Source organism: Ochrobactrum sp. WV_118_8, from assembly GCF_039631535.1.
In the GTDB taxonomy this organism is placed as follows: domain Bacteria; phylum Pseudomonadota; class Alphaproteobacteria; order Rhizobiales; family Rhizobiaceae; genus Brucella; species Brucella anthropi.
Genome location: NZ_JBDIUZ010000004.1, coordinates 21450 through 43415, shown reverse-complemented (window position 1 = coordinate 43415; position 21966 = coordinate 21450). Strand labels below are relative to the sequence as shown.

The following is a 21966-nucleotide window of genomic DNA, read 5'->3' as shown; positions in this document are numbered from 1 at the left end:
CTATTATGATGCCTCAAGGAAAACCGTTATCAAAGTCACAGATAAATAGTATAGCAGCAGGTATTGGCTTCCTTTTTGCTGTTGCCATATTCCATCTTCCGCTGATAATCGCCGAACTCGTCTATTATACCTATTTCGGCAGCGATGGTATATCTGTAAGAGGGCCTATGCTTACCATATTGGGTAGCGAGAAAGGTGGATTCGTCTACTACTTCATCCTCCTTGCTGTCCTCGTCTATTTTGTGCCGAATAAAAATGGATGGAGTGAAGCAATAAAAGACAGCGGCCGCACCTACTCCAAGATGCGTCGCCGCATCACCATAGCCGTCACTATTTTGCTTTGGTATGCGATTGTCTGGTTGCTGAGCTGGGCGTTTATTTCTGGATTTAGCACTCTATCTATGCATTTGCCTTCATATACCTAATAAAGACATGACATTTAAACTCGATACCGAACCCCGCTCAATAAGTGGGGTTTTCGTTGTCTCACTCGGTTTCCTTATCGGTAATTGTCTTAAGCTGATCAGGTGAATAATCGGCACCATATTTGGCAACCTTCGCCGCCCGTTTCTCTGCCTTCGTAGTCTTCACCAACCTCGTTGCCGCTTCCAACTCATCGAGTTCTGCAATCTGTCGCTCATCATCAGAATTCGATGTCATAACAGGCCTCCTGATGACGACCTGAACATCTCGGCCGCCAGCTTCCGATAATATCAATCAATTCGGCTTCTTCAGAAAACAGAAGTCGACAGTCTCCTCGGCTTCGGAATTGGATTCCTGCATGGTTGACAGCCCATGTGTCTGCAGGGCATCCCTGATTTGCCATGAATCGAGATCAAGCACAATTTTAGCGGTGTTTTCACCAATGTCGCCACTGACGTACCGCTTCAGGACTTCGTCGACAGGTGGAGTGCGAATCCCACCAATCTGGAGGGCTGCATAAACCCTCTCGGTTTCGGTAATCAGTCGGCGAGCGACTTCTTTGGCTTTACCATCTTCGAATTCGCGCAATTGGGCATTCAGGGCTTCGATGAATGGCAAAAAGGAATCCAATTCATCGTGAGATAACCAACCTTGGACGGCAGGAGACTTCCCCATCGAATTCATGGACGCCGTCCAGCAAATCATTCGAATTCGTTGCACTACATCGCAGATGTCTGTGTAATCGATGGGCGGGAAAATTTCATTCACATCGGTCATTTGAAACTCTTCAGTTCCCGATATCGCTTAAGCATGGCCTCGGTCTTCTCTGCGATGTCGCGGTATTCCTTGACGGCATCCGACATTGCATCCTCAGCTGGAAGCGAGAGTTGTCCCCACGTCTCGGTTTCGATTAGTCTGATTTCCTTGGTTTCGTTCAGGCGAATAATAGCGAAATATCCGGCTCCCGTGTTGCCCCAATCGAGGCGCTTAACGGCATAAAGCACGGTAAAATCATCGAGTTCATGTTGCTCTCGCAGATTGCTATGAATTGCTCGAACCTCCAGATCCGTCAGGCCTTCGACTTTCTCAAAAATGCTTGGCACTTCGACCATTTCATCTTTGTTTGGATCGTATTTCAGGCGTCGGCCGTCAATGCGGATGACGGAGGATTGGCTATCCACGATTTCGGCTATATGGCCGCCTTTTGTGGCATGCTCGTCGCAAGCGGTGAAATAATATCCATCACGAACTCTGAGACGCCCTGGTTGTCCGCATCGCTCGCAGACGAAATACGACCGCTGTTCCGCAAGGGTTTTTGCGACCTGGAGTTCCAGTTCCCAAGGCTCCAGCTTCCGAGGTTGATGACTGACTATGACGTCATCGTCCGTCTGTTTTGTCTTCATTAGCGGAAGAACAGGTTGGCAATAAAGACGGAGAGCTCCGAATTTCTCTTTGATCTGCACGACCTTGAAACCAACATTTTCGGGAACGACGCGGTCAACGATGTCAAAATACTGGTCAACAATGCCCACCCAGCCAACATCGATCTCCCAGCCGTGGAGCTTAGGCCGCGAGAGGCGAGGGTGTTTGCGTATTAGCTTGGCAAATTGCCATCGCTCGCCAATGTGATATGCAACGCCCATCAGGTTCATTGTTTCCAAGAATTCGGGATCTACATCGTCATACAAAGAAGTCCGGATCGGCACGTCAAACTGGTCGCCAATCTGTTTTGCCTTTTCGATGGCCTGTTCGCGCTCGGGGGCATCGAAATCAACGATTACCCTTAGCTGATCCTGCGGCGGTCGATCCTCCAGCGAGCGGACGTCCATCAAAATGAAGCTGCCATCAAGGTTTTCAGCCACGACACCGAGTTCGCCCGCAATCTTGTGCAATTTTCCAGACATTTGCTTATCTCCTCACTGAGATTACGCCTGCGGTAGGAAGGGCGAAGGGTTACGTGGGTACCGAACAAAAGTGGGGCGTTCACCAGTCACTGAGATGATCCAGTTTTCTGTCCAAGCGACGAATGGATGAAATCCGGCCTCATATGGCTGGAGGCTATAATCCAGATATTGGCGAGCTTCATCCAGCGATAACGGCGTATCCGCTTTCTCTTTTGGAAGTGCAGGAAGATTTTCGGTGAATGATGCAAGATTCATCGAGACCAAATTCATGGTTGCCCATGACAGCACAACGGATTGCACAGTCTCACCATTCGCGAGCCACTGGATCTCCCTGAAAGCGTTCAGTGCATCAAATTTCACAGCTATTGTTCTTCCTGCAGATCGACCACAAGATTGTCTTTGAACCCGTTGCCTGACCGCTGTTCCCACCAGTAGCCGAGCGGATTGCAGACCACATGCGTGCGCCCAATCTGGATGTCGATTGCATGGTGGGTGTGACCGCATATCCATAAAGCTGGGGCATGTTCACTTTCAAAGATGTCGCCAAATGCTTCCGCCGAGGATGCGAACAGGTAATTGGCCTCTGAGCCTCTATAGACTGCTGGGGTACAGTCAGGATGCGGCAAATGATGACTAACAACCACCGTTTTGCCATCGAAAGGTTTTGCCAACTCGCGCCTGATGTATTCCGCATTCGAACGATGCAAATCGAGCATGTCAGATGGCTCGAAACGGAGTCCGCTGCGCATACGAATGGATTCAAAGTCATTGAGCATATGGGTGGCCTGTCTCATCCGCGTTGGCAACAGGTTTTCGTCTTTCAGCGACATCAGGAAGTCTACCCACAGCGTCACCCCGATAAAGCGCACGCCGTCGATCACGACCGTATCTTCATCCAAGACATACAGGCGGTGATCCCATACTTTCGATTTGGCTTCAGCAAGCTTCAGGATTAGCTGATCGGTTTCAAACGCTGAGCGACGCCCCAAGCTGTCATAGAATTCGTGATTGCCAGCGACATAGACTACTGTCATCTGAAATCGCTCAATGAATGCCTTCGCCGTCTCTTCCAGTTTATCAGCATGCGTCCAATCACCAGCCATGACGGCCAGATCAGCATCAGGCTTCCGGTCTGGAAAATCTCTGACCGTTCCTAACTCTTCATGCAAATCGCTGAAAATCCAAAGGCGCATCACAAGCTCCTGCTGGGTTGGGGGCGGAGATCGTCAGTGTCGATGACCTTGTCCCATGTGAAGCCATTTGTGTAAGCTTCGTGGTCGTATCCGTGCGGATTGCAGACGATCCGCGTCCGGCCTACCTCGATGTCGAAGGCTTCATGCGTATGGCCACAAATCCAAAGATCGGGTGCCATATCGCTATGTAACAGTTCACCGAATGGCTTCTCTGATGACGCAAACAGGTAGTTGTATTTGTTATTCTTATACATTTCTGGAGTGCAATCCGGATAGGGCATGTGGTGCGTCAACACGATGGTGTTGCCATCGAACGGCTCCTCAATCTTTGACAGAATGTGATTTCGGTCTTCTTGGTGAAGCTGAAGCATTCTCCCCGGACTGAACACAAAAGGAGCTAACCTTCTCCAAATCATCTTGAAATCATTCAGAATATGCGGAGCCTCATGGAAACGATGAGCGATCTCCTTCTCGAATTCGGTATCATCAAGGCCTTCTAGACCGTATGCAAAATCGACCCATCCCGTGGCACCGACAAAACGAACGTCGCCCAATACAAGGGTCTTGCGCTGGAGCACATAAACAGGGTGCGCCCAGTCTTCGTCAATCGAGCGTTGAGCGACGTCAAGCATCAGATGAAGCGCACTCTCGAATGAATCCTGAGAATAGTATTCGTGGTTTCCAGGAACAATCAGCAAAGGTATGTCAAACTTCTCCACTATATGCCTTGTAAGACGAGGATAGTGGCTTGCCCAAGCAAGGTCGCCCGCACAGACGATGATGTCTGCGTCAGCAGGCGGTACAATATCGTCGAGAGTTCTAAAATCGGAAGAACTGAACTCAAGGTGCAGGTCAGACCATACCCATAGTTTCATCTGCTGCTCCTAAAAGTTGGTACTGGGCTTGCAGACGGGATATCAATCAGACCGCCCTGCCAGCTGAAATTCGGATTGCCAGTGCCTTTCGGATGGCAATAAATGCGTGTTTTGCCGACCTGATAATCGTATGTCTCGTGAACGTGCCCGTGGATCCAGAGCTCTGGTTTGAAACCTTCGATGATGTCAGTCAGGTCAGATACAAACCCCGGCGTCAGATTATTGCGACCGTGAAAGGTCGATATCGAATTGGGATGCGGTGCATGGTGAGTTACTACAACTGTCGTTTTATAAAACGGCTTTGATAATTCCTCTTTCAGATACCTACGGCTATCGAGATGAAGCCAGTAAGCATCCTTGGGCGACATCAGTTTGGGAATAACGCCACCAACGGCTTCGTTGACATAGACGGCCTGATATTCCGGCATCGCGCCTTTCATATTGGCCAACGCTTGGTTTCTGTATTTCTCAACAGTATCGGCATCGGCATTGTCAGGCGCGAGGATAGCGAAATCCGTCCATAACGTGCTTCCAATGAAACGTACGCCGTCAATGACTAGGGTCTCGTTATCCAGTACATGGATTGGATGCCGTCCGTGTGCATTACCGCTACAATGCGCTGCAATACTCTGCGCTTCAGGCACGGTACCGGTGAGACTTCGACCGATGAAGTCGTGATTTCCTGGCACAAAGATGACAGGCATGTGTGTGGCAATAATCGTTGCCACCCATTGCAGACCAGCTTCGAGGTCATCACAGATATCACCTGCGAGCACGCAAATGTCAGCCTCTGGAATTCGAAGTTTTGATCCAAATTCGGAAGGCTCTGTTTTCAACAAATGAAGGTCGGAAATCACCCATAATCTCATTATACCGTTTCTCCTTTTCTGGTATTGGTCCCGACTAGGCTGAACTGTCGGCTTGCATACCACCAGGGGTTAAGGGCGGAATGGACTTGAGGACTCCTCTTCATTGATGCGACGGCGGTTTTGTTTGATGGCCTTCGCCTGTTCTTTCCAGACGTCTGTAAGCCCAATCAGGCGGTCGGAAATGGTATTCACGATTTCCTCGGCATTGATGATGCTTTCTTCGGCCTGCCTGATGAATTCTTCGACCGAGATCGGGCGCAGACTCTGATTGTCGACACCGACGTCGATAGTTCCAGGCATGCCCAGAACCTGACCATGACTATGGCCAAAAGCTGCATATGCACCCCGATGAGCTTGATTCCAGACGTAAGGGGCGTAGTGGCTCAGCATGATCCTCTGGCCGTCATGCTTGATTTCCGCAAAATGGGAAACCGAGACCCAATCCAGTCGCGACAGGGCAGGGAGCAGATCTCCCTTCTTATCGACATCATGATTGCCAATGATCAGGTGCTTGCGGCCGTTGAGCGCGTGCCAGATTTCGGAGACCCGACGCTGTTCGTGCTTCATTGAGAAGTCGCCGAGGTGCCAAACGGTGTCCTTTGGATGAACTACGGCATTCCAAGCGGAAATCATGGCCTCATCCATCTCGTCCACGTGAGGGTAAGGCCTGTTTAGCGCGGTCAACATCAATGGGTGACCAAAATGCGTGTCGGCAGTCAAAAATGTACTCATCCGTCATCTCCTTTTTGCAATCGGAGATGAAAGAGAATGCGCCCCCACTGCGATTACGTTGCTATCCTTATAATTCATAATTGCTTATTGTCAAGTCGTTTTGAAACTGATACGAGGAGCCCAATCCTCTCTCCTCCCAATCACAATTGGCGGATGGCAGATGAGGTAAAAGGAGTCCCCAATGAATAAGAAGGCAGGCGATAAGCTAGGTCAGAATGAGGTTCTCGATCCCTCTATTTGGCTTTCATGTCCAGAAGAGCCGTCCCGTGCGATGGAAATCGCAAACATGCTCAGTATGGAAGTGTCAGACGGCACTGCCGCTTTCAATAAGGCTAAACTCTACCTCGCTGAATCCCTGATTTGTGACAGCGATTGCGAGGCTGTGGCATTGACGTCATACGCTCGTTTCCTGCTGTGGGTCGCTGCCTGCTTCGGAAATGCTGAGGCGCTCTCGTTCTATTTGAGCGAAATCAACGCCTTCTTGCAGGTCTGGAAAAAATCAGATGTCAAAGACAGCCTGAAGATGGTGCCGGACTACATCAACACCATCAGGCGTTGGAAGAAAAAGGAACGGGATTTGGCAAAAGGAATCCGACTGCGCCCAACACATTGCGTGGTTCATGATAGGCACGACGAGTCCGTGGAGGCAATTTTGGCCGCGATGGATTTCGATGAGAACCCATCCAAGCCTGAGCTTCGTCCTGTTAGAAAATCATGTAAAAGCGCGCCTAAAAAGGCCCGCGAAATTACCGTTGTGAAAGAAATCGGTGATGCTGACTCAGGTGAAGGTAAAAATATTCATAAGCGTTTTGCTAACTCAATCGCAATTCCGCTTCCGTTGAAGGGAGTGATGCCTCAAAAGGGTGAATTCCAAGCTGCAATTGAGAGAGAGTGGCCATGGGCATCAAAAATCGCAGAGACCATTGAGGTTGCCCTCGAACTGCAGAGATCGCTTGGTGTGTCTGTTCCGAAGCTGAAGCCGATGCTGTTTGTTGGCGAACCAGGTACCGGAAAAACGTCGCTGGCTCGTCGTGTCGGCGAAATTTTTGGCCACAAGCCAACTCTGATTTCCGTTGGGGGAAGTGCAGATAGCGCAGGCATTGCGCCCGTAAATCGCGGTTGGGCGGCGTCGCGGCCGTCTGCACCATTTCTTGCTATCCATGCTAGCCAAAGCGCGGATGCCTGCCTTATCATCGATGAAATCGACAAGGGGGTTCGCGTCGGTGGCCAAAATGGCTCGGCAGCGGGTGCCTTGCTGAGTATGCTCAGTAATCCAGAAATGTGTTTCGACGGCTGTCTGATGGCTAATGTCGATCTCTCTCATGTCACCTGGATTGCGACGGCGAATAGTCTGGATGGCCTACCAGAGGCATTGATCGACCGCTTCCAGATCTTTGTCGTTCATAAGGCATCAGTCGAGCACCTCGACACTATTCTGGCATCAATGAGGAAGCGAATTGCCGCCCATATGGAAACAGTGCCGGAATTCCTTCCTCAGATCGACGGTGACGAATACGGAGCCTTGAAGTCATTCTTCACGGCCAAGGGAGGCTCCCTGCGCCAGTTCGACCGCATGTATCGGTTCATTTTGGGGGAAGCCATGAAGCGCGAAAATTCGTATTCGATGATGATGTGAGGGGGAACGACAATGGACATCGAAAAACTACTGGTGGAGGCTGTGACGAGGCCGTCTGATGAAGTTCTGGCTAACGCACCTTTTCTGAATTTGTGGTGGATCATACAGGCAGGCCAGTTTTTGCGAGCACGAGGACAGGTTGAGGGTCATCCGTCTATCGATGAGCCTTACGTTACGACCAGTCCAGTAATGGGTTTCAACGTCGATGAAGGCTGGATGCGCACCAGATCCCGTTACTACCGCCTTGGTTCACCTATCGACCTCGAAAAGCTCAGGCTGGTCAGGGCTATTCCTATACAAGTAGCCGACCATATTCTGGAGCAGATGAGATCGGGGCTATGGAAGGAAATCACGGACGAGAAAGGAAAGGGTCGACTGCATTAGCTATTGAGCTTGAATTATCTCCCTTCAATGAAATAATGACGGCCGACATAGCGGTAATCTTGGGAGGAAACCGAAATGCTTGGACCACGGAAAGAAGGGGATTATCCAGATCGCGATATAGATTGTCAGGAAGCCGTTTCTCAAGGGATTTCCGACCTGATAGAACAGGCGACCCTGTCGGGCGGATCGGAAGCCGAAGCAGCAGCCGCGCTATCGCGAACGGATATTCCTGGAATCCGAGATTTGATCAATGATGCAGTCGAAGCTGGCTGGTCGGCCGACGAAGCGGCAAGGGCAGTCGCTGAAGTCGCTAAAGGAATGCAAGTCGGGTATACGGGTACCGATCCGAACGAATAATTGACGTCTACGGGGCAGGGGATGGGCTTGAAGTCAAAAATGCGGTCAATGAACCGTGGTACATACCATCGTGACAGAGATCCGCCGACGAAGAATTCCGGTTACGAGAACAAGGGACCTGAGCTCAGGAACGAGGATTTAGCATTCCTGGGCGGCACAAAGGAGCGCCTTCGGGAGCTCGCAGCGGAACTAAAACCTACAATTCTGACGTTTGCAAAAGGTGGGGTGCGGAAACCCGCGCGGGTTTCGTTGCTGCTGAATAAGGCTGGCAAAAAGACGCCTAGCGGCGACTTCTGGAACCCACGTCTTGTTTATTTTCTGCTGTCGGAGATTTTCAAAGGATCGACAAAACCGGAACAAAAGAGACAGTCGGAGGCCAAAAAGGATGGGGTAACGACAAAATCGGCAGTCAAGGTGAAGCCGACTTCGAAGCCTCTCACCAACGATGAGATAATACGAAACCGGGCGAGGGCCGAAATCGTGCCTGCACAGCTTTCACAAGACGAGATGAAACGAAGGCTTCAGGCACTTCAAGTGCATTTCAACGACTGAGGGAAGGAAAAAGGGCAGGGGCATGTTGGGGGTGATTTTAGCGGCATCGGTCGTGGCTTGGCAGCCGCCTGCTGAGCAGGTATCGCGACCAGTCATACAGATATCGGATAAGTGCCGTGGCTGCGGCTGCAAAGGCGGTCCCGGTTGGCGTGTTCATGCGACTGGACAATGTGCCAGTTTTCGAAATCTGGCTCAGAACTGTGGCTCTCCACCTTCAGAAGCCCTTTGCACGTATGAACTCGGCGGTGCGAAGACCAGAGGAACGACCTCATCGTCTTCATTTTACGCACCATCAGACGCGAAGACAGTTACAAAGCCTGTAAAACCCAGCGGTTCGATAGCGGGACGAGCATCTGTTATCGATGCCGATACCATTGAGATTCACGGTCAGCGTATTCGGATTTGGGGCATCGACGCGCCTGAAGGTGGGCAAACCTGCCAAGATGCATCCGGCAGTGAGTATCGTTGCGGGCAAATCGGTGCGATGAAGCTGGCCAGCTATCTGGATGAGGCTCAGCCAATTATCTGTGCTCAGCGTGATGTCGATAAATATAGTCGCATTGTAGCATCATGCGTGAATACCTTCGGTCAAGATTTGGCAATGTGGCTTGTCCGGAATGGGCATGCTCTCGATTGGCCAATGTATTCAAAGGGAGCGTATTCAGGCGCTCAACAAGATGCGCAAAGTCGGAAGGCTGGTATTTGGCAGGGAACGTTCGTTGAACCGTGGGAATGGCGGAAAACAAGCAAAGGGGCGATGTGATGATGAAATGGGTGATCGGATTGGCATTTGTTATTGCATCAGCAACTAGCGAAGCCAAAACGATAAACAACGCCAACATTGAAACTGCTGCTCGCATGAATGTCGCTGAAAACATCTGCGATATCAATTTTGGCAAAGGGCCTGGCAGTTTGGTTCACTTCGTTATGCTGGCAGCATCTGAAATGCGTGTACCAGTAGAAACGGCCGCTGATATGGCCGATATCAGATCACGAGAAATCATGAAGTTTATCGTGAATAAGAACCGCACGGCGCAGTTCTGCTCAAACGCCAAACGTAACAAGCTATAAGGTTATCCTGATGAAGCTTGAAATAACGATTTCGGATGAACAAGCATGGGCTTTCCCCGAGTTCCTGAAAAGACTTCTGCCGGAGGATTTTGAGCGCTGTGCTGCGGATCAGCGAGAGCCAAACCTAATGTGGGATGCGGGCCTTGAGATTCAAAGATCTCTCACCGATAAAGGTTTTGCTCTACGCTAGGAAATAGTTCATAATATCAAGCACTTAGTCGCGTAATGCAGGTTATGGAACTTAATTTTCGGTGTGAGTTTCAATCTGGGCAAACCGAACGGTTTTAGGGGGTAACTATGGATTTCAAAACAGCAGTACGTCGATTTCTATTTCGCGTAGCGTTTATCGCGGTGTGGGCAATTGTCACCTTCATCGTGTTTTTGAACGGCCAAGGTTCTGGCGTAGGCGTAGGCGAGTTACCAGCTGCAATGCTAGGTTTTGTTGGCTTCTTCATAGCGATATTCCTGTTCGGGAAATCGATTGGCGATTTCGTCGCGGCCTCCGCGAACAAAGCCAACTAATCTTAACCGTGTGCAGGACACAGCATGCTATCTCGTTTTTTAGCTTATTCAACAGCTCTGGTGACAGGCATTTCGACGGCTCAAGCCATCGAGATCAACACTATCCGCCACAATGCTTCAATGATCTTTGTCGTCAGCGGTGAGATCGAGGCTGGCGACGCGGAGAAGTTTGCGACAATCTGGGGAAAAGAGGCCTATGACGCATTCCGCTTCACCATCGCACTCGATAGTCCAGGTGGCAGCCTGGTCGAAGGCATGAAGCTTGGCGAATTCTTTCGGAAGGAAGGTGTTGCGACCGTCGTCCAAAAATACTCTCCCAAGCCGCCCATGCAGGATGAATGGGAATACTCATCGTCGGCCGAAGTGCTTCCGAACAGCGAATGCTATTCGGCGTGCGCGCTGGCGTTCATGGGCGGCGTCGAGCGGGAAGTTCCAGACACCTCCAAGATTGGGTTCCATCAGTTCTCAGGCGGCGGCGACAGCAGCAGATCGAACGCCGAAGTGCAGGTGTCGACGCAATCCATATCTTCACTCGTTTCGATCTATCTACGTAAAATGGAGGCCGATCCGCGACTGTTCGAGCTCCTGTCGATCACGCCGCCAGACCAGATGTTCATCCCGAAAGCTGGTGAACTGGGTGAACTCGGCATTGTCCCCTCTCCCGATTTCAAGGATTTCGAGCTGAAGCCAAAGAACGGTGAGATCGTTGCATCGGCCGTGAACCCGCGAAACACCAGGGGCCGCGAACGGGTTTACGAAGTCGAATTCTTCTGTTGGGACAAGAAACCAATGATCAATCTGTATGCAAAGGAGCAGATTGGCGGACTGTCGAAAGATTGGATCGCCCAGGCGGAAGGAACCTGGAATTTGTCTCTCCCAAGTGGCGAATTCACCTTTGATCGTACCAACCTACGACTTTACCCAAACCAGAGAATTCTGGCGACGTTAATCCTCGACAAGAAACTCGGTCGAGAATTAACCAAAAGCAGCTTCAGTTTTAATGTCTCCAGCACCACTGCCAGCGGTGTGCTGATGGGAGCGAACGTTTATGCCCCTCAAGGTGATGAGGCTATTGCTGCAAGCCTGAAAGGGTGTCTGTAGGGTTCAATGAAGTTCCGAAGCAAACAGGCATATATCGCTAGTTTTAAAAAAAAGATCACCACAGTGAGTGGACGGTCGTCGGCCGAACATGAAATCGCCGAAGACATCAAAAAACTGAATGTACTGGTTCCAAAGGTCAATGCATCGATAGCCAGGCGAAATGCGGCAATTGCGAAACTGACTTCCGAAAAGCGAAACCTAACGGAGGATCGGAAGAACTACGTTCTGACTTCCGTACTCGGCATCCTCAAATCGTCGATTTTCAAGCGAGTGAAGGCCATAGATGCCGAGCTAGAGATCCTCGTCGCTAAACGTGCCAGACTACTGGGAAATGAGCTCAAACTCGAAGATTGCCGTTCTTTGTTGAACGATCTCACAGACGCGACCGAGATTGTCTTACAGCAAATCAAAAATCAGCAGCAATCTTATGAATGGTCTCGGGACTATCAGAAGTCGAAGCGTTCAGCAGAGAGGCAAGTACGCGAGAAGCAGTTGGCCCCATATTCTAAACGCATTGAACTCGGCACTGCTGCCATGGGGAAAACCCGAGCAGTGGCATCCGTTCGCAAGCGCAAACTGAAGAAGAGTGCGGACTGCCCCTACTGCGGACAGCTGTTCGGATCCGATGCGGGCGTAGCAGACCACATATATCCCGTTGCACGCGGAGGCTTATCCGTTGCCGACAACATGGTTTATATCTGCACTCCTTGTAATCAGAAAAAAAGTGATCGCACGCTTAATGAATACATCTACAAATATCGACTGGATATGATCGCGATCCATAAAAGATTGAGTAAACTTGGTAAAAGGTTTTGATATCGTTTCTCTCTGTTTCAGACAGATTTCACATCAACCGGAAACAAGTCACCGTCACAACCACTGGCATGCACTCGAATGTGGTGTTGGCGGCAGAGCCATCTTACCTGAAGCGGAGTTGAGTAATCATCATGATGGGCGTCGACAGATGGATTACCACAGATCTCACATGATCCTTTGACCAGTTCGCCGCTCCCTAATGCACGCTGAACGGCCACATGCGCGAGATACTTCTGAGGATTCTGACGCCGCCAATTTGCCTGTCGCGTATCGGTTTTCAGATTTAGCTCGTCCATGGCGCATTCTCTAGGTTGAGGGCAATTCTATAAATTCAGCTTGCTCAATATCAACTCTTTGGTTTCCAACGAAAAGTCAATTATTTGCTGTCGATCAGATAGCTGAGACATATTTGCGGACATTGCAACACTGATGATGCTGCCTTCAAGCTGTGTAAATATCTCACCATCGGCATCCAGAGGTGGCCAATCTAAGCTGCCCCAAACATCATGAAGCCAAGTTGAACCATCTGAATACTCGCTTTCGCATTTCCATACGATCAGACGAATTATGCTTTGTGTGGTCTCGGGGGTGCCGAACTCAGATGCAACCGGATCAAACGGCAAATCAGCTAGATAGGACTTCAAATGTGCCGTGTCTGGAGCCACACATATTTCCAGCATCCAATTCCCCTTTTGAACCTTAGCGCGCTCAGGGTCAGACGACGTGAAAAGAAAGGATGCGCCGTAAAGGGGCAGGAAATGCTCAGGTTCGAAATTGAATGGCGATGTTCCCGTCCGAGCGACAGGTGACGCCTTGTAATTTGACCACTGATAAAACAAGCGGTCATCAAATTGCTCAGATATCAGCCGGACGGTATCAAGAATTCGCTGCTGGAACCCCCATATAAACCTGTATGCATAACGAACTTCAGTAAGCGTCTTATCAAGGCTCATTCAGGCCACCTTTAGCAATTTAATCTGATCTAGAGACCAATTACGATTCACGCTCTTGAGCGTTGATAACGCGTCGATATGACGTTCCCCGCACAAAGCCAACGCTTCCAGAATGTCATCCAGAATTCTGGATTTTTGACCCTTCCGGTTAGCATGGGCGTGAACGACATCAGTGAGCTTCGACCAACTGGTGCCGGAAATATTTGCATGCCCCACAGCTTTTATGGTCTGAGCTGCTAAGTCTGCAGTTCTTCGTTTAATATTCGATCCAAGCCCGCCCACTGCAAGAAAATACAATTGATGGCGGTCGTTGTCTGGAAATTGTTCGGTGTATGCTTCGATTTCCGCGATCCACTGATCAGAGTATTGACTAAGCCCCTCACCTAGTTTGGCTTCGACCAAAACGTCAACGAGCACTTCCGGATCACCCAGGCTGAACTGCAGAAAAATGTCCGGTTCAACGAAATCACGCGAAGACAGCCTCCAACGCGGCCAGAATTCGACATTTTGTAACGTTGCAAGCTTGTATGATGGAAGAGCGTGACCGGATGCTTCACGCAAAATTTCCCACAACTCTGGGCCATCGAGATAGCATAGACGACTGAAAACGGAGGCAGTCAGAAAATCTTCTGAGGCTTTAAAAATTTGTCGCCAGCTCAACTTTCCTTCGGCACCAATGGTCTGTGTGCCTAAATCCTTGCTGTGTAAAAGCGCTCGCAGCATTGAGACCCCCTCCTCCACGACAACAGCAGTTTTATGAAATAGCAGTTATCTCTTCAAATTGACCAGAACGTCCATCAGTTCAGAACCCGTCTGAAAAACCTTCGAATTCGCTGTGTAGCTACGTTGGGCTTCGATCATGTCGGTCAGTTCCTGCGCAATATCGACGTTCGAATTTTCCAACGCCCCAGTCCTGATTTTGCCATTTCCGTTCGATGCTGCGGTTCCAATGGTGACGTCGCCAGATTCAGCAGAAGGAGAGAACACGTTTCCGCTGATGACAGTCATTTTGTCTGGACTTGCGACATTGGCTATCGCGAGTTGATAACGCGCGAGCATGTCGCCTTGTGCAGAGCGATCATAAACGATGCCGTCTTCTCCAATAACGGTATCGACGGTTGCGCTTGGCGCTTGTCCGTTCAGTTTAGCCGCAGATATCTGATAATCGCCTGTAAGCTGTGTTGATGCTGCTAGATCAAGCGTCATAGTCTCCCCGTTCGGTATCGCTATCTCAAGCGTACCACCTTCAAGAAGCCTGCCATTTTGGGGATCAAACCGCATCAGCGACGTGGCAAGAGGTGCGCTACCCGGAGCGCCATAGGGAAATCCGCCAGACGGTGACGCGTCGTCGCGATTGAAAACGGCCACTTCCCAGTTGAAATCCGCGCCCTTGGTAAAATAGACATCCAGTGTCACGGCTCGTCCCTGATCATCATAAGCGATCAAGGATGTCTTATGCGAATAAGCGCTGTTTGCCATATTGTCGGCAGGCGTATTGCCTAACACCGAGGGCTTGATGACTGGATCGGTCGCTGGAAGGTTTAGCGCCGCAAATATCCCCTCATTATCCATCAGGCTGGAGTCGGCCAAAGACATGCTGTCGCTGAAATCGATTGGCCAAGTCTCTCCACTCGGAAGCATGACATTGAGACTGCCGCCGCTGATCAGAGCGCCCGTTGCCAGATCGAATTGCAGTGTTGTCTGGGCGAGTGGAGCGCTGCTGTAAGGAAATGGAGCTCCAGCCCCGGTACTTGTCGCGTCAGCCGCGTTATAGACAGCCACTTCCCACGTGTCAGGTCCGGTGCGCGTATAATAAACGTCCAGCCCGACATTGCTTGGGAAACCTGCATATCCTCGCAGGCTCATGCGTTCTGTCGGGCGGCTTGCGGTGCTATTAGCGGATGCTGGCATCTCACCTGCTGCCGTGTCGAGGATCGGTGCCAGCGTGGACAGGTTCGTATTGATCTTAGCGGCGGGGGTCGAACCACCCGTTATTGCCTGCGTGAAGCCGGATAGATCGACAAGGAAGGGATCATTTGGATCGAATCCAACAATCGGATTGCTACCGATCAGATCCCCCGTCACCGGGTCGAAGTCGAACTGGACCGAGCGTAATCCAACATTGCCGCCCGTCAGGTCGTAGGGAAAACCTGTCGAAGGAGCGCCATCCGTTTCAATAATGGTCACTTCCCAGCGATTATCAGCAATCTTGGTGAAATAGGTTTCCGTGGTCACGAATTCGCCAGCGCTATTCAGGCTAGCCGTCGTCAGCTTGCGGTTCCACGCGCTATACGGGCTGTTCTCCGATGGTGGAACATTGACAATTGCTTGCCCTACGTCTGGACCATTCGCAGGCAGATTCACGGTGAAAGTGCCGTTGGTGGTCGGCTCTGCAGGAAAGCTGCTCTGTCCCAGTGTGATAGGCACCATGCCATCGAAACCGTTACCCGCACCAGTGAACGGATAGGGATAGCCCATCAGCGTAAAGCCAGCCACGTTCACCAGATCTCCATTCTTGTCGGGAACGAACGATCCAGCCCGCGTCAGATAAGGCATGCCACTGGCGTCCTGCACAACGAAGAAGCCATTGCCATCCAGAGCCAGATCTGTCGTTGAACTCGTTGATGTTAATCCGCCCTGCGCACCGATGTTGTGACGCACCTGCGTCAGGACACTGCCGGAATTGTAGTTGCCAGACGTTGATGGCAGCACCAGAGACGAAAACTCAGTCGATCCGCGCTTATAACCATTTGTGCTGGCATTCGCGATATTGTCTGCCACCGCACTCAGTTTATTTGCCTGAGCGTTCATCCCTGAAACGCCCGTACGCATCATTCCGTACAAACCCATAGCTACCCCCGAAGCATCAATTCTCACCATAAGGACCGAGGCTTGCATGAACCTTGTGTCAGGAACTGCTCCTCCTCCCCTTCAATTAAAATTTGGCCACCGCTGGCTTCTCTTTCTCAGCAGCGCGTTCGGCCTCTCTACGTAAGCGTTCCCGTTCTGCGGCCGCCCTCTCCTGCGCCTTGGCGTCAGCTTCACGAACTTTGTTTTGAATAGTGCCCGCTGGACGTCCAAATGGTCTCGCGGCATCTGGACGGCGTTTCTCTGGCTCTGGGCGCGTGAATGCTTTAACAGGCGTCACAACTGTTGGCTTGGAGACGTCCACCTCTGCAGGCTTCTTGAAATCAGGCTTGGTGAAAGCAGGCGTCTGAACGGACTTCTTTTCCGAATTCCTTATGGCCTCGACTAGCCTGCGCTGATCGGCGACGGCCTCTTTCTGCTTATCCATGACTTCCTGACGACGAGTCTGGATATAAGCAATCTGCTTGTCGCTGAATCCGGTGTCCCTGAAGCGTTCAGGCTCCCATTGACGGCTATTTTCTCTTGAAATCCCGACCTTTTCGTAAGCCGCATTCCGCATATCATCGAAGTGTGGATGTGCTGCCTTGAATTCCTTAGCGGCCGCGACGATGTTTTCTGTCTTATAGCGTTCGAGATCAGCGTCAGATACCTTCAGGAGCTCATGAGGCCGATCCGTTGCCATCGTCATGACCTTCTGCACGATGTCTTTGTCGATATCAGCTGGCCAACGAACGGTGCCATTGAGCTTTCCAGCATCGGCTTTTACCGCATCATTGAAATCCTTGTAGAAAATTGGAAGAGATGCGTCTTTGGCTTCTGCATTAGGGTTACCACGCTGGATTGCCGCAAGTGCCTTATCTCGGAAGCCGTAACCAGCGATGTCGTTATCCATGGCGACCGTGAATTTCGCATTCGGATTCTTTTTGGCCAGGATTTCAATGGCTTCCTCGGCGACATTGGACATTCCACCCGATACTGACAGGTACAGGGTTTTGTTCTTCTCACACCACCCATCCGAAAACTGGTTTCTCTCTTTGATTGTCCAGTCCTTGGCTTCAGCAGGCAAATTATTCTTCTGCCAATGAGAAAGCGCGTCGACACCGGACTCGCAGATGACTACATGCTCGATATCAGACGACTTCTTAAACCCCATCATTGCGGCACCCTTGCCGCCGAATTGGGAGAAGCTTGAAGTCATGGCGTCATTGCCACTGCGAGTGGTAGCCGGGGGCAGTTTTGTCTCGATGCCAGTCACTGTGCCAAAACGGATGACGTCACGGTGAGCGAAAGACAGCCCGTCTTTCCAGTCTTTTGTAGAATGATCATAGAATGCGGATCGACGGACGTCATCTTTGAATACCAGCATCGTCGTGCGGTCGAGAGCGCGCTCTTTCGGATACTTATCCGTGATGCGGGACTCTTCGAGAACGTGCTTCCACTCGTACTCAAACATGGTCTTGCCAGCATTGATCATCTCAAGGGCGGCATCCGCACGCTTGATTTCTTTCTCGGTAGCATCGGGTTTCTGGCCTGCAACCAGCACCCGATTCCACTTTTCTGCAATCTTGGCGCGCTTTTCGACGTCACCAAAGGCACCGGATAACTTACCTTCTTCTATTGCCTGCTGAAGCTTTTCAAGGCCATCCATGTCGCCATATCCGGGCTTGAAAGAGCAGACCGATGTCTGCTGCTTGATAGAATGCTCATAAGCCGCCCAAATTTCCTTCGGCTTTGGATCCTGCACAATGCGCATGGCAAGCGCCTCACTCTTCATCTGCCCGTTGCGGACGGCATGAAGTGGGAATTTTTCTGAGAGCAATGCCTCGGCGGCCAAGTAGTCTTTTACGACGCCTTTTTTGATCAGCCAGGTTTCCAGACGACCACTCTGACCGGAATCATTCCACTGGTTGTAGATCCAGTTTCCATCCTTCATGCGGGACATATTCCAGACATTGTTGGGTTTCCCGTTCGTTACGCCATCGCAGAATGCCAACGACGACGCCGTCGATTTCTGCTTGGGATTTGGAACCGCACCGTGTTCAATCATGAACATTTCCAGTTCATTCCGATATCTGGTCTCCAAATCCGAATCCCATTTGATATTCGAAGTCGGGATATCCAGTTTCATTCTCTCTAAGGTCTGTTCAGTCACGTTGTACCTCCTCTTGATTTCGGTGAGCTCCTCCATTTTGGGCTGCTGATTGATAGTGATTGAATTCGTGTTTTTAGCATTGTTAGATACAACGCCATCAACAAACGATTTTGCATAACTTTGCTTAGCGTTATCGCTTGAAGACTGTGGGGTGCCGTTCGTCAAATTCTGGATATCGTGTTGAGACAGGGTGCCTGACACCGATGCAGCGCTTCTCATGCTATCGAGACGGGCTTTGTTGTCGATGATACGGCGTTCCAGATCGGCTTCCGTTAGCCTGCCCTCCTCGCGCAACTTTTCGACATGGGTCTGGAATCTGTTTGTGTCTGCCAGAAAAGCATCAAGGCCGTCTTTGGTCTTGTAAAAGCTGAGGTCAGAAAAGTTCGATTTGCTCTCAGATGAAGATGCTTCGAAGATCAAGCGGTTCATATAGTCATCCTCAGTGAACTTGTACTCATCCTCTGGTATGACGATGTCTTCTTTGTCCTCCGGGTGTGGAATAATTAGATTCCCGTTTTCCTCGCGGATAATCAAACCGTCCTTCACGAGAGCGTTGATTTCCATACGGCCTATGTTGACGACCATCTCGGCATCATGACGATGACGGGTGAGACCAACATAGGCGAGACGATAATCGATGCCATTGACGTTGGCGACAATGCAGCGGTTGGTAGTGGTTCCTTGAGCGGCATGTACAGTGACTGCATAAGCGTGCTGCAATACGGGTAGAGGCTTGCGATCAGCGAAACGGTCTTCGGCTGCCAATTGTGAAGGGGTCACAGTCACCAGAATTTCGCGATGGGATTCAGTTTTATCGAAACGCAGGGTGATAAGCGGTTCCTGACCTTTACGCGGGGTTACCCTCTCGACCGTTGCCATATCGGAGTTGTTGACCATCAATCCGCTGGCGGCATTCACAGTGAACTGCTTACCACCAAAAATAACACGCTCACCTGCCCTCAATTTCAGCTTATGGCCGACTGTGTCCTCTTTCTCATCGCGTCGATAAGCATCAAACTCGACTTCCACATCTCCGAAGTGGCTTGCTTTTATCATTGCACGGCGGATGTTCTGATTCAGAGCATGGACGTCCTTGTTACGATTACTGACGACCAGGCATTCTTTAAGATTTCCCTTTTCCAAATGAGCATTCCGCAAATAGCGCTGCGCGACTTCGTTGTATGCATCTCCCGCCGTTTTCGAGAAAATGATACGGCCTTCCTCTTGGTAAATTCCGAGAGCTTTGGCGATATGGGGGTCGCCTTTGTGTTTCGCAGGCTTCTTATTTGGGTCGTCGGCGTTGTCTCTGGAGCCTTCGGGATTCTTATTATTGAGGCCTTCGAGGCCGGACTTTACGAATTCACCGGATGCCTCACGCATACGAGCCGTCAGACGCTTGGTCTCCTCATTTGTGTTGTCGTTTTGTCTGACGATATTGTTGAGGCGGTAGCCGCCGTTGAGGCGCATCGCAAGCGTGAGTGGATCACCCGCTGCCACTGGCGATAGCTGCATGGTATCACCTTGAAGAATAAGACGGCCACCAACTGCTTTAACTGCTTCCAGAATGTACTGCGCGTCTTCGATACCCATCATACCTGCTTCGTCGACAACGATGACGGTGTTTGCATCGATCTTGACCTTGCCAGCCCGGTGTTCTGCAATAAACTTGGCGGTCGCAAAAAATGCATCATTGCCAAGTGAAATGTCATCGCGCAAAATGTTCGCGGCCTTCCATGATGGGCTAAGTCCAAGCATACGTCTTCCAGCGGTTTTCACAGCTTCGTGGACTGTGGACATCGAAAACGTCTTGCCAGTGCCCGCACTGCCTTCTACGCAGACCAGCTGTTGTTTGCTCGACAGCACATATTTATACATCCCAACCTGCTCTTCATTGAGCATCTTATTGTTTTTTGGGTCGGCATCATGCTTGGCCTGCATCTCGGCTAAGGCATCTTCGATTTCCTGATCTGAACGCATCGGTTTCATTTCTGGAGCATTCTTTATGTCGAGCAGGAACTGGGTTTCCTTCTCAGCGAGATGCTTGACCGCCCATTGGATACGCTGATCGGCGTCTGGTTCGGCAATGTAAAGGTGCTTCTCTTTCACATGTCGGACGATCTCTTGCACTTCTTCGAACTTGAATTCTGACACACACGCACGAGCCGTCTCGGCCAGCACGTCGACTTCGCTAACAATGGTGCGATGCCCACCAAGACGTGCGATGGCATTCTGAGCGACGCGTTCGATCTTCTCTTCGCGGGTTTCCTGTCGGACTTCTTTCTTCGACAGGATCGACATTAGATCGGTGTCGCCAAGCAGCTTATCGAAATCGCGCTTCCAGTCCTTTTCGAGTTCCTCGATTGGTGGCTGGTCGTCTTTCGAGCCTCTGGTGCTCTTAGCGGCTATCTCAGCGGCCTCCCGGTTTGCACGGCATAGGCCTCGCTCTTCCAAGGCGGCGTCGATTTCACGCTTCCGACTGCTGAAATTGTCGACGATGCTGTCAAAGAGAGCCTGATCGCCAGCCTTGATTTTGAGGCCCTTCTCGCCCATCTCGAAGTCCAGATCGCGGAACTCATCCAACTTCTGTAGGCCTTCGATGACAGCTGTTTTGAACAGCCCGTCCACAACAGGTCGCATGAGGAAGAGAGAGTTGTTCTCAACGGCTCCGACTGTACCGTCCTGCCTGATGGCTGGCTTCATGATCAAGCCATGCACGTGAAGCTGGGGGTCGCCACGTGATGTGCCATCCCCTGTAGGTCTGGCCGTCTGGTGTAGATATAAAGCAGCAGTGAAGTCGATAACGGGTTCAAACCATTCTATATTTTCCGTCTTCTGCTTTCCGGTCTTTTCGTTGATGATAGGCTGGCCGTTCGCATCGAACATTGGCTTTTTCATCACACGACGGGTCTGAATCTGTCCGGCGTCATACATTGCCTGCAAAGACTTTGCGGCCGACTGCTCGATCACGTTCTCGATCTTCTTGGTAAGCTCCTGATTGCCCTTAAGACGCGCCCATGCCCATATAACGGATATCTGCTTATCGATGCTGAACGTCAGATCCTCGCCGACACGTGGCAGTTTCTTTGGATTGCCGTCCTTGTCGACCATCTTCTCTGGATGCCGACGAAGGTCATCAAAATACTTGGCCGTCTTCGGTGCCAAAACTTCATTGGTGACTGGGTCACGGCCTTCTGCCAGTCTGCGAACAACAGCAGATGACAACTTAGAACCTGACTCGACACCATCCAGAATGCGAAGCCCGTTGCCAACCTTCGCTTTCGTGCCTTCCTTGACATTAAGAATGCTGGCCAGCGCCTGATCCGTCAGCGCAGGTCTGAAAAAGGTGCCACCATTCTGATCCGATGTCGTCCCAGCAGAATAGTAATCACTGCCTGTCTGATTGCGCGAATCCGACTTTTTAAGAGCCTCGATGTCCTGATTAATAATATCAGTCTGCTGGTCAAAATCGATGACCTCCTCAGCGCTGACGTCCGTCTCCTCGCTAGGATTCTTGGTCAGGTAACTAATCATGTGAACTGAGGAGACACCGACTGCCAT

24 protein-coding genes are annotated in these 21966 nt (G+C 50.8%); 11 read left to right on the top strand and 13 right to left on the bottom strand.

What is annotated here, in order from left to right; all coding sequences use genetic code 11:
* Positions 1 to 5: 5 nt before the first annotated feature.
* A complete protein-coding gene (locus ABDF71_RS24940) occupies positions 6 to 425 on the top strand; it encodes a hypothetical protein (RefSeq protein WP_500061872.1) in 420 nt (139 codons plus the stop codon).
* A gap of 61 nt (positions 426 to 486) precedes the next feature.
* Here ABDF71_RS24940 and ABDF71_RS24935 read toward each other — a convergent pair whose 3' ends face one another.
* The 8 genes from ABDF71_RS24935 to ABDF71_RS24900 all read right to left on the bottom strand — a co-directional run bounded on the left by ABDF71_RS24935 (position 487) and on the right by ABDF71_RS24900 (position 5996).
* A complete protein-coding gene (locus tag ABDF71_RS24935; RefSeq protein WP_500061871.1) occupies positions 487 to 660 on the bottom strand; it encodes a hypothetical protein in 174 nt (57 codons plus the stop codon).
* A 57-nt stretch (positions 661 to 717) separates the two neighbouring features.
* Positions 718 to 1200, bottom strand: a complete 483-nt coding sequence (locus tag ABDF71_RS24930) for a hypothetical protein (protein ID WP_500061870.1) — start codon at positions 1198 to 1200, stop codon at positions 718 to 720.
* A complete protein-coding gene (locus ABDF71_RS24925; RefSeq protein ID WP_500061869.1) occupies positions 1197 to 2327 on the bottom strand; it encodes a hypothetical protein in 1131 nt (376 codons plus the stop codon). Before ABDF71_RS24925 ends, ABDF71_RS24930 begins: the two co-directional genes overlap by 4 nt.
* Positions 2328 to 2348: 21 nt before the next feature.
* The gene (locus tag ABDF71_RS24920) at positions 2349 to 2687 is read right to left on the bottom strand and encodes a hypothetical protein (RefSeq protein ID WP_500061868.1); all 339 of its coding nucleotides are present in this window, start codon (positions 2685 to 2687) and stop codon (positions 2349 to 2351) included.
* A 2-nt stretch (positions 2688 to 2689) separates the two neighbouring features.
* Positions 2690 to 3520: a metallophosphoesterase gene (locus ABDF71_RS24915; RefSeq protein ID WP_500061867.1), complete on the bottom strand. Its 831-nt coding sequence runs from the start codon at positions 3518 to 3520 to the stop codon at positions 2690 to 2692.
* Complete coding sequence (locus tag ABDF71_RS24910) at positions 3520 to 4395, bottom strand: metallophosphoesterase (protein ID WP_500061866.1); 876 nt, start codon at positions 4393 to 4395, stop codon at positions 3520 to 3522. Before ABDF71_RS24910 ends, ABDF71_RS24915 begins: the two co-directional genes overlap by 1 nt.
* Positions 4392 to 5264 (bottom strand): metallophosphoesterase, encoded by an 873-nt coding sequence (locus ABDF71_RS24905; RefSeq protein ID WP_139975141.1) that lies wholly within the window; start codon positions 5262 to 5264, stop codon positions 4392 to 4394. The genes ABDF71_RS24910 and ABDF71_RS24905 overlap by 4 nt, the downstream gene beginning before the upstream one ends.
* 69 nt (positions 5265 to 5333) lie before the next feature.
* A complete protein-coding gene (locus ABDF71_RS24900; protein WP_500061865.1) occupies positions 5334 to 5996 on the bottom strand; it encodes a metallophosphoesterase family protein in 663 nt (220 codons plus the stop codon).
* Positions 5997 to 6177: 181 nt separating this feature from the next.
* On the opposite strand from ABDF71_RS24900, the gene ABDF71_RS24895 reads away from it, so the two are divergent.
* The 10 genes from ABDF71_RS24895 (at position 6178) to ABDF71_RS24850 (ending at position 12435) form a co-directional block, all read left to right on the top strand.
* Positions 6178 to 7632: an AAA family ATPase gene (locus ABDF71_RS24895; RefSeq protein WP_500061864.1), complete on the top strand. Its 1455-nt coding sequence runs from the start codon at positions 6178 to 6180 to the stop codon at positions 7630 to 7632.
* A 12-nt stretch (positions 7633 to 7644) separates the two neighbouring features.
* Positions 7645 to 8016, top strand: coding sequence for a DUF6634 family protein (locus tag ABDF71_RS24890; protein ID WP_500061863.1), 372 nt, complete (start codon positions 7645 to 7647; stop codon positions 8014 to 8016).
* A 75-nt stretch (positions 8017 to 8091) separates the two neighbouring features.
* Positions 8092 to 8373: a hypothetical protein gene (locus ABDF71_RS24885; RefSeq protein WP_500061862.1), complete on the top strand. Its 282-nt coding sequence runs from the start codon at positions 8092 to 8094 to the stop codon at positions 8371 to 8373.
* 27 nt (positions 8374 to 8400) lie between these two features.
* The gene (locus ABDF71_RS24880) at positions 8401 to 8925 is read left to right on the top strand and encodes a hypothetical protein (protein WP_500061861.1); all 525 of its coding nucleotides are present in this window, start codon (positions 8401 to 8403) and stop codon (positions 8923 to 8925) included.
* A gap of 22 nt (positions 8926 to 8947) precedes the next feature.
* On the top strand, positions 8948 to 9688 hold the full coding sequence (locus ABDF71_RS24875; RefSeq protein WP_500061860.1) for a thermonuclease family protein: 741 nt from the start codon (positions 8948 to 8950) through the stop codon (positions 9686 to 9688).
* Positions 9688 to 9996 (top strand): hypothetical protein, encoded by a 309-nt coding sequence (locus ABDF71_RS24870; protein WP_500061859.1) that lies wholly within the window; start codon positions 9688 to 9690, stop codon positions 9994 to 9996. Before ABDF71_RS24875 ends, ABDF71_RS24870 begins: the two co-directional genes overlap by 1 nt.
* Positions 9997 to 10006: 10 nt before the next feature.
* Positions 10007 to 10186 carry a DUF7706 family protein gene (locus tag ABDF71_RS24865; protein WP_500061858.1) on the top strand — a complete coding sequence of 60 codons (180 nt, stop codon included), beginning with the start codon at positions 10007 to 10009 and terminating at the stop codon, positions 10184 to 10186.
* Between the two features lie 107 nt (positions 10187 to 10293).
* Positions 10294 to 10518: a hypothetical protein gene (locus tag ABDF71_RS24860; RefSeq protein WP_500061857.1), complete on the top strand. Its 225-nt coding sequence runs from the start codon at positions 10294 to 10296 to the stop codon at positions 10516 to 10518.
* Positions 10519 to 10542: 24 nt separating this feature from the next.
* On the top strand, positions 10543 to 11619 hold the full coding sequence (locus ABDF71_RS24855; RefSeq protein WP_500061856.1) for a COG3904 family protein: 1077 nt from the start codon (positions 10543 to 10545) through the stop codon (positions 11617 to 11619).
* A 6-nt stretch (positions 11620 to 11625) separates the two neighbouring features.
* Positions 11626 to 12435 (top strand): HNH endonuclease, encoded by an 810-nt coding sequence (locus ABDF71_RS24850; RefSeq protein WP_500061855.1) that lies wholly within the window; start codon positions 11626 to 11628, stop codon positions 12433 to 12435.
* A 17-nt stretch (positions 12436 to 12452) separates the two neighbouring features.
* Here the strand turns inward: ABDF71_RS24850 and ABDF71_RS24845 are convergent, their stop codons facing one another.
* The 5 genes from ABDF71_RS24845 to ABDF71_RS24825 all read right to left on the bottom strand — a co-directional run bounded on the left by ABDF71_RS24845 (position 12453) and on the right by ABDF71_RS24825 (position 21966).
* Entirely contained in the window at positions 12453 to 12731 is a 279-nt protein-coding gene (locus ABDF71_RS24845) for a hypothetical protein (protein WP_500061854.1), read from the bottom strand.
* Between the two features lie 27 nt (positions 12732 to 12758).
* A complete protein-coding gene (locus tag ABDF71_RS24840) occupies positions 12759 to 13388 on the bottom strand; it encodes a PM0109 family protein (protein WP_500061853.1) in 630 nt (209 codons plus the stop codon).
* Positions 13389 to 14111: a hypothetical protein gene (locus ABDF71_RS24835; RefSeq protein WP_500061852.1), complete on the bottom strand. Its 723-nt coding sequence runs from the start codon at positions 14109 to 14111 to the stop codon at positions 13389 to 13391.
* Between the two features lie 45 nt (positions 14112 to 14156).
* Positions 14157 to 16238 (bottom strand): flagellar hook-basal body complex protein, encoded by a 2082-nt coding sequence (locus ABDF71_RS24830; RefSeq protein ID WP_500061851.1) that lies wholly within the window; start codon positions 16236 to 16238, stop codon positions 14157 to 14159.
* A gap of 85 nt (positions 16239 to 16323) precedes the next feature.
* Positions 16324 to 21966 carry an AAA family ATPase gene (locus ABDF71_RS24825; protein WP_500061850.1) on the bottom strand — a complete coding sequence of 1881 codons (5643 nt, stop codon included), beginning with the start codon at positions 21964 to 21966 and terminating at the stop codon, positions 16324 to 16326.

Coding starts and splice junctions, on each gene's coding strand:
- ABDF71_RS24940 (WP_500061872.1), top strand. CDS start 6: ATGATGCCTCAAGGAAAACCGTTATCAAAGTCACAGATAAATAGTATA.
- ABDF71_RS24935 (WP_500061871.1), bottom strand. CDS start 660: ATGACATCGAATTCTGATGATGAGCGACAGATTGCAGAACTCGATGAG.
- ABDF71_RS24930 (WP_500061870.1), bottom strand. CDS start 1,200: ATGACCGATGTGAATGAAATTTTCCCGCCCATCGATTACACAGACATC.
- ABDF71_RS24925 (WP_500061869.1), bottom strand. CDS start 2,327: ATGTCTGGAAAATTGCACAAGATTGCGGGCGAACTCGGTGTCGTGGCT.
- ABDF71_RS24915 (WP_500061867.1), bottom strand. CDS start 3,520: ATGCGCCTTTGGATTTTCAGCGATTTGCATGAAGAGTTAGGAACGGTC.
- ABDF71_RS24910 (WP_500061866.1), bottom strand. CDS start 4,395: ATGAAACTATGGGTATGGTCTGACCTGCACCTTGAGTTCAGTTCTTCC.
- ABDF71_RS24905 (WP_139975141.1), bottom strand. CDS start 5,264: ATGAGATTATGGGTGATTTCCGACCTTCATTTGTTGAAAACAGAGCCT.
- ABDF71_RS24900 (WP_500061865.1), bottom strand. CDS start 5,996: ATGAGTACATTTTTGACTGCCGACACGCATTTTGGTCACCCATTGATG.
- ABDF71_RS24895 (WP_500061864.1), top strand. CDS start 6,178: ATGAATAAGAAGGCAGGCGATAAGCTAGGTCAGAATGAGGTTCTCGAT.
- ABDF71_RS24890 (WP_500061863.1), top strand. CDS start 7,645: ATGGACATCGAAAAACTACTGGTGGAGGCTGTGACGAGGCCGTCTGAT.
- ABDF71_RS24885 (WP_500061862.1), top strand. CDS start 8,092: ATGCTTGGACCACGGAAAGAAGGGGATTATCCAGATCGCGATATAGAT.
- ABDF71_RS24875 (WP_500061860.1), top strand. CDS start 8,948: ATGTTGGGGGTGATTTTAGCGGCATCGGTCGTGGCTTGGCAGCCGCCT.
- ABDF71_RS24870 (WP_500061859.1), top strand. CDS start 9,688: ATGATGAAATGGGTGATCGGATTGGCATTTGTTATTGCATCAGCAACT.
- ABDF71_RS24865 (WP_500061858.1), top strand. CDS start 10,007: ATGAAGCTTGAAATAACGATTTCGGATGAACAAGCATGGGCTTTCCCC.
- ABDF71_RS24860 (WP_500061857.1), top strand. CDS start 10,294: ATGGATTTCAAAACAGCAGTACGTCGATTTCTATTTCGCGTAGCGTTT.
- ABDF71_RS24855 (WP_500061856.1), top strand. CDS start 10,543: ATGCTATCTCGTTTTTTAGCTTATTCAACAGCTCTGGTGACAGGCATT.
- ABDF71_RS24850 (WP_500061855.1), top strand. CDS start 11,626: ATGAAGTTCCGAAGCAAACAGGCATATATCGCTAGTTTTAAAAAAAAG.
- ABDF71_RS24845 (WP_500061854.1), bottom strand. CDS start 12,731: ATGGACGAGCTAAATCTGAAAACCGATACGCGACAGGCAAATTGGCGG.
- ABDF71_RS24840 (WP_500061853.1), bottom strand. CDS start 13,388: ATGAGCCTTGATAAGACGCTTACTGAAGTTCGTTATGCATACAGGTTT.
- ABDF71_RS24835 (WP_500061852.1), bottom strand. CDS start 14,111: ATGCTGCGAGCGCTTTTACACAGCAAGGATTTAGGCACACAGACCATT.
- ABDF71_RS24830 (WP_500061851.1), bottom strand. CDS start 16,238: ATGGGTTTGTACGGAATGATGCGTACGGGCGTTTCAGGGATGAACGCT.
- ABDF71_RS24825 (WP_500061850.1), bottom strand. CDS start 21,966: ATGGCAGTCGGTGTCTCCTCAGTTCACATGATTAGTTACCTGACCAAG.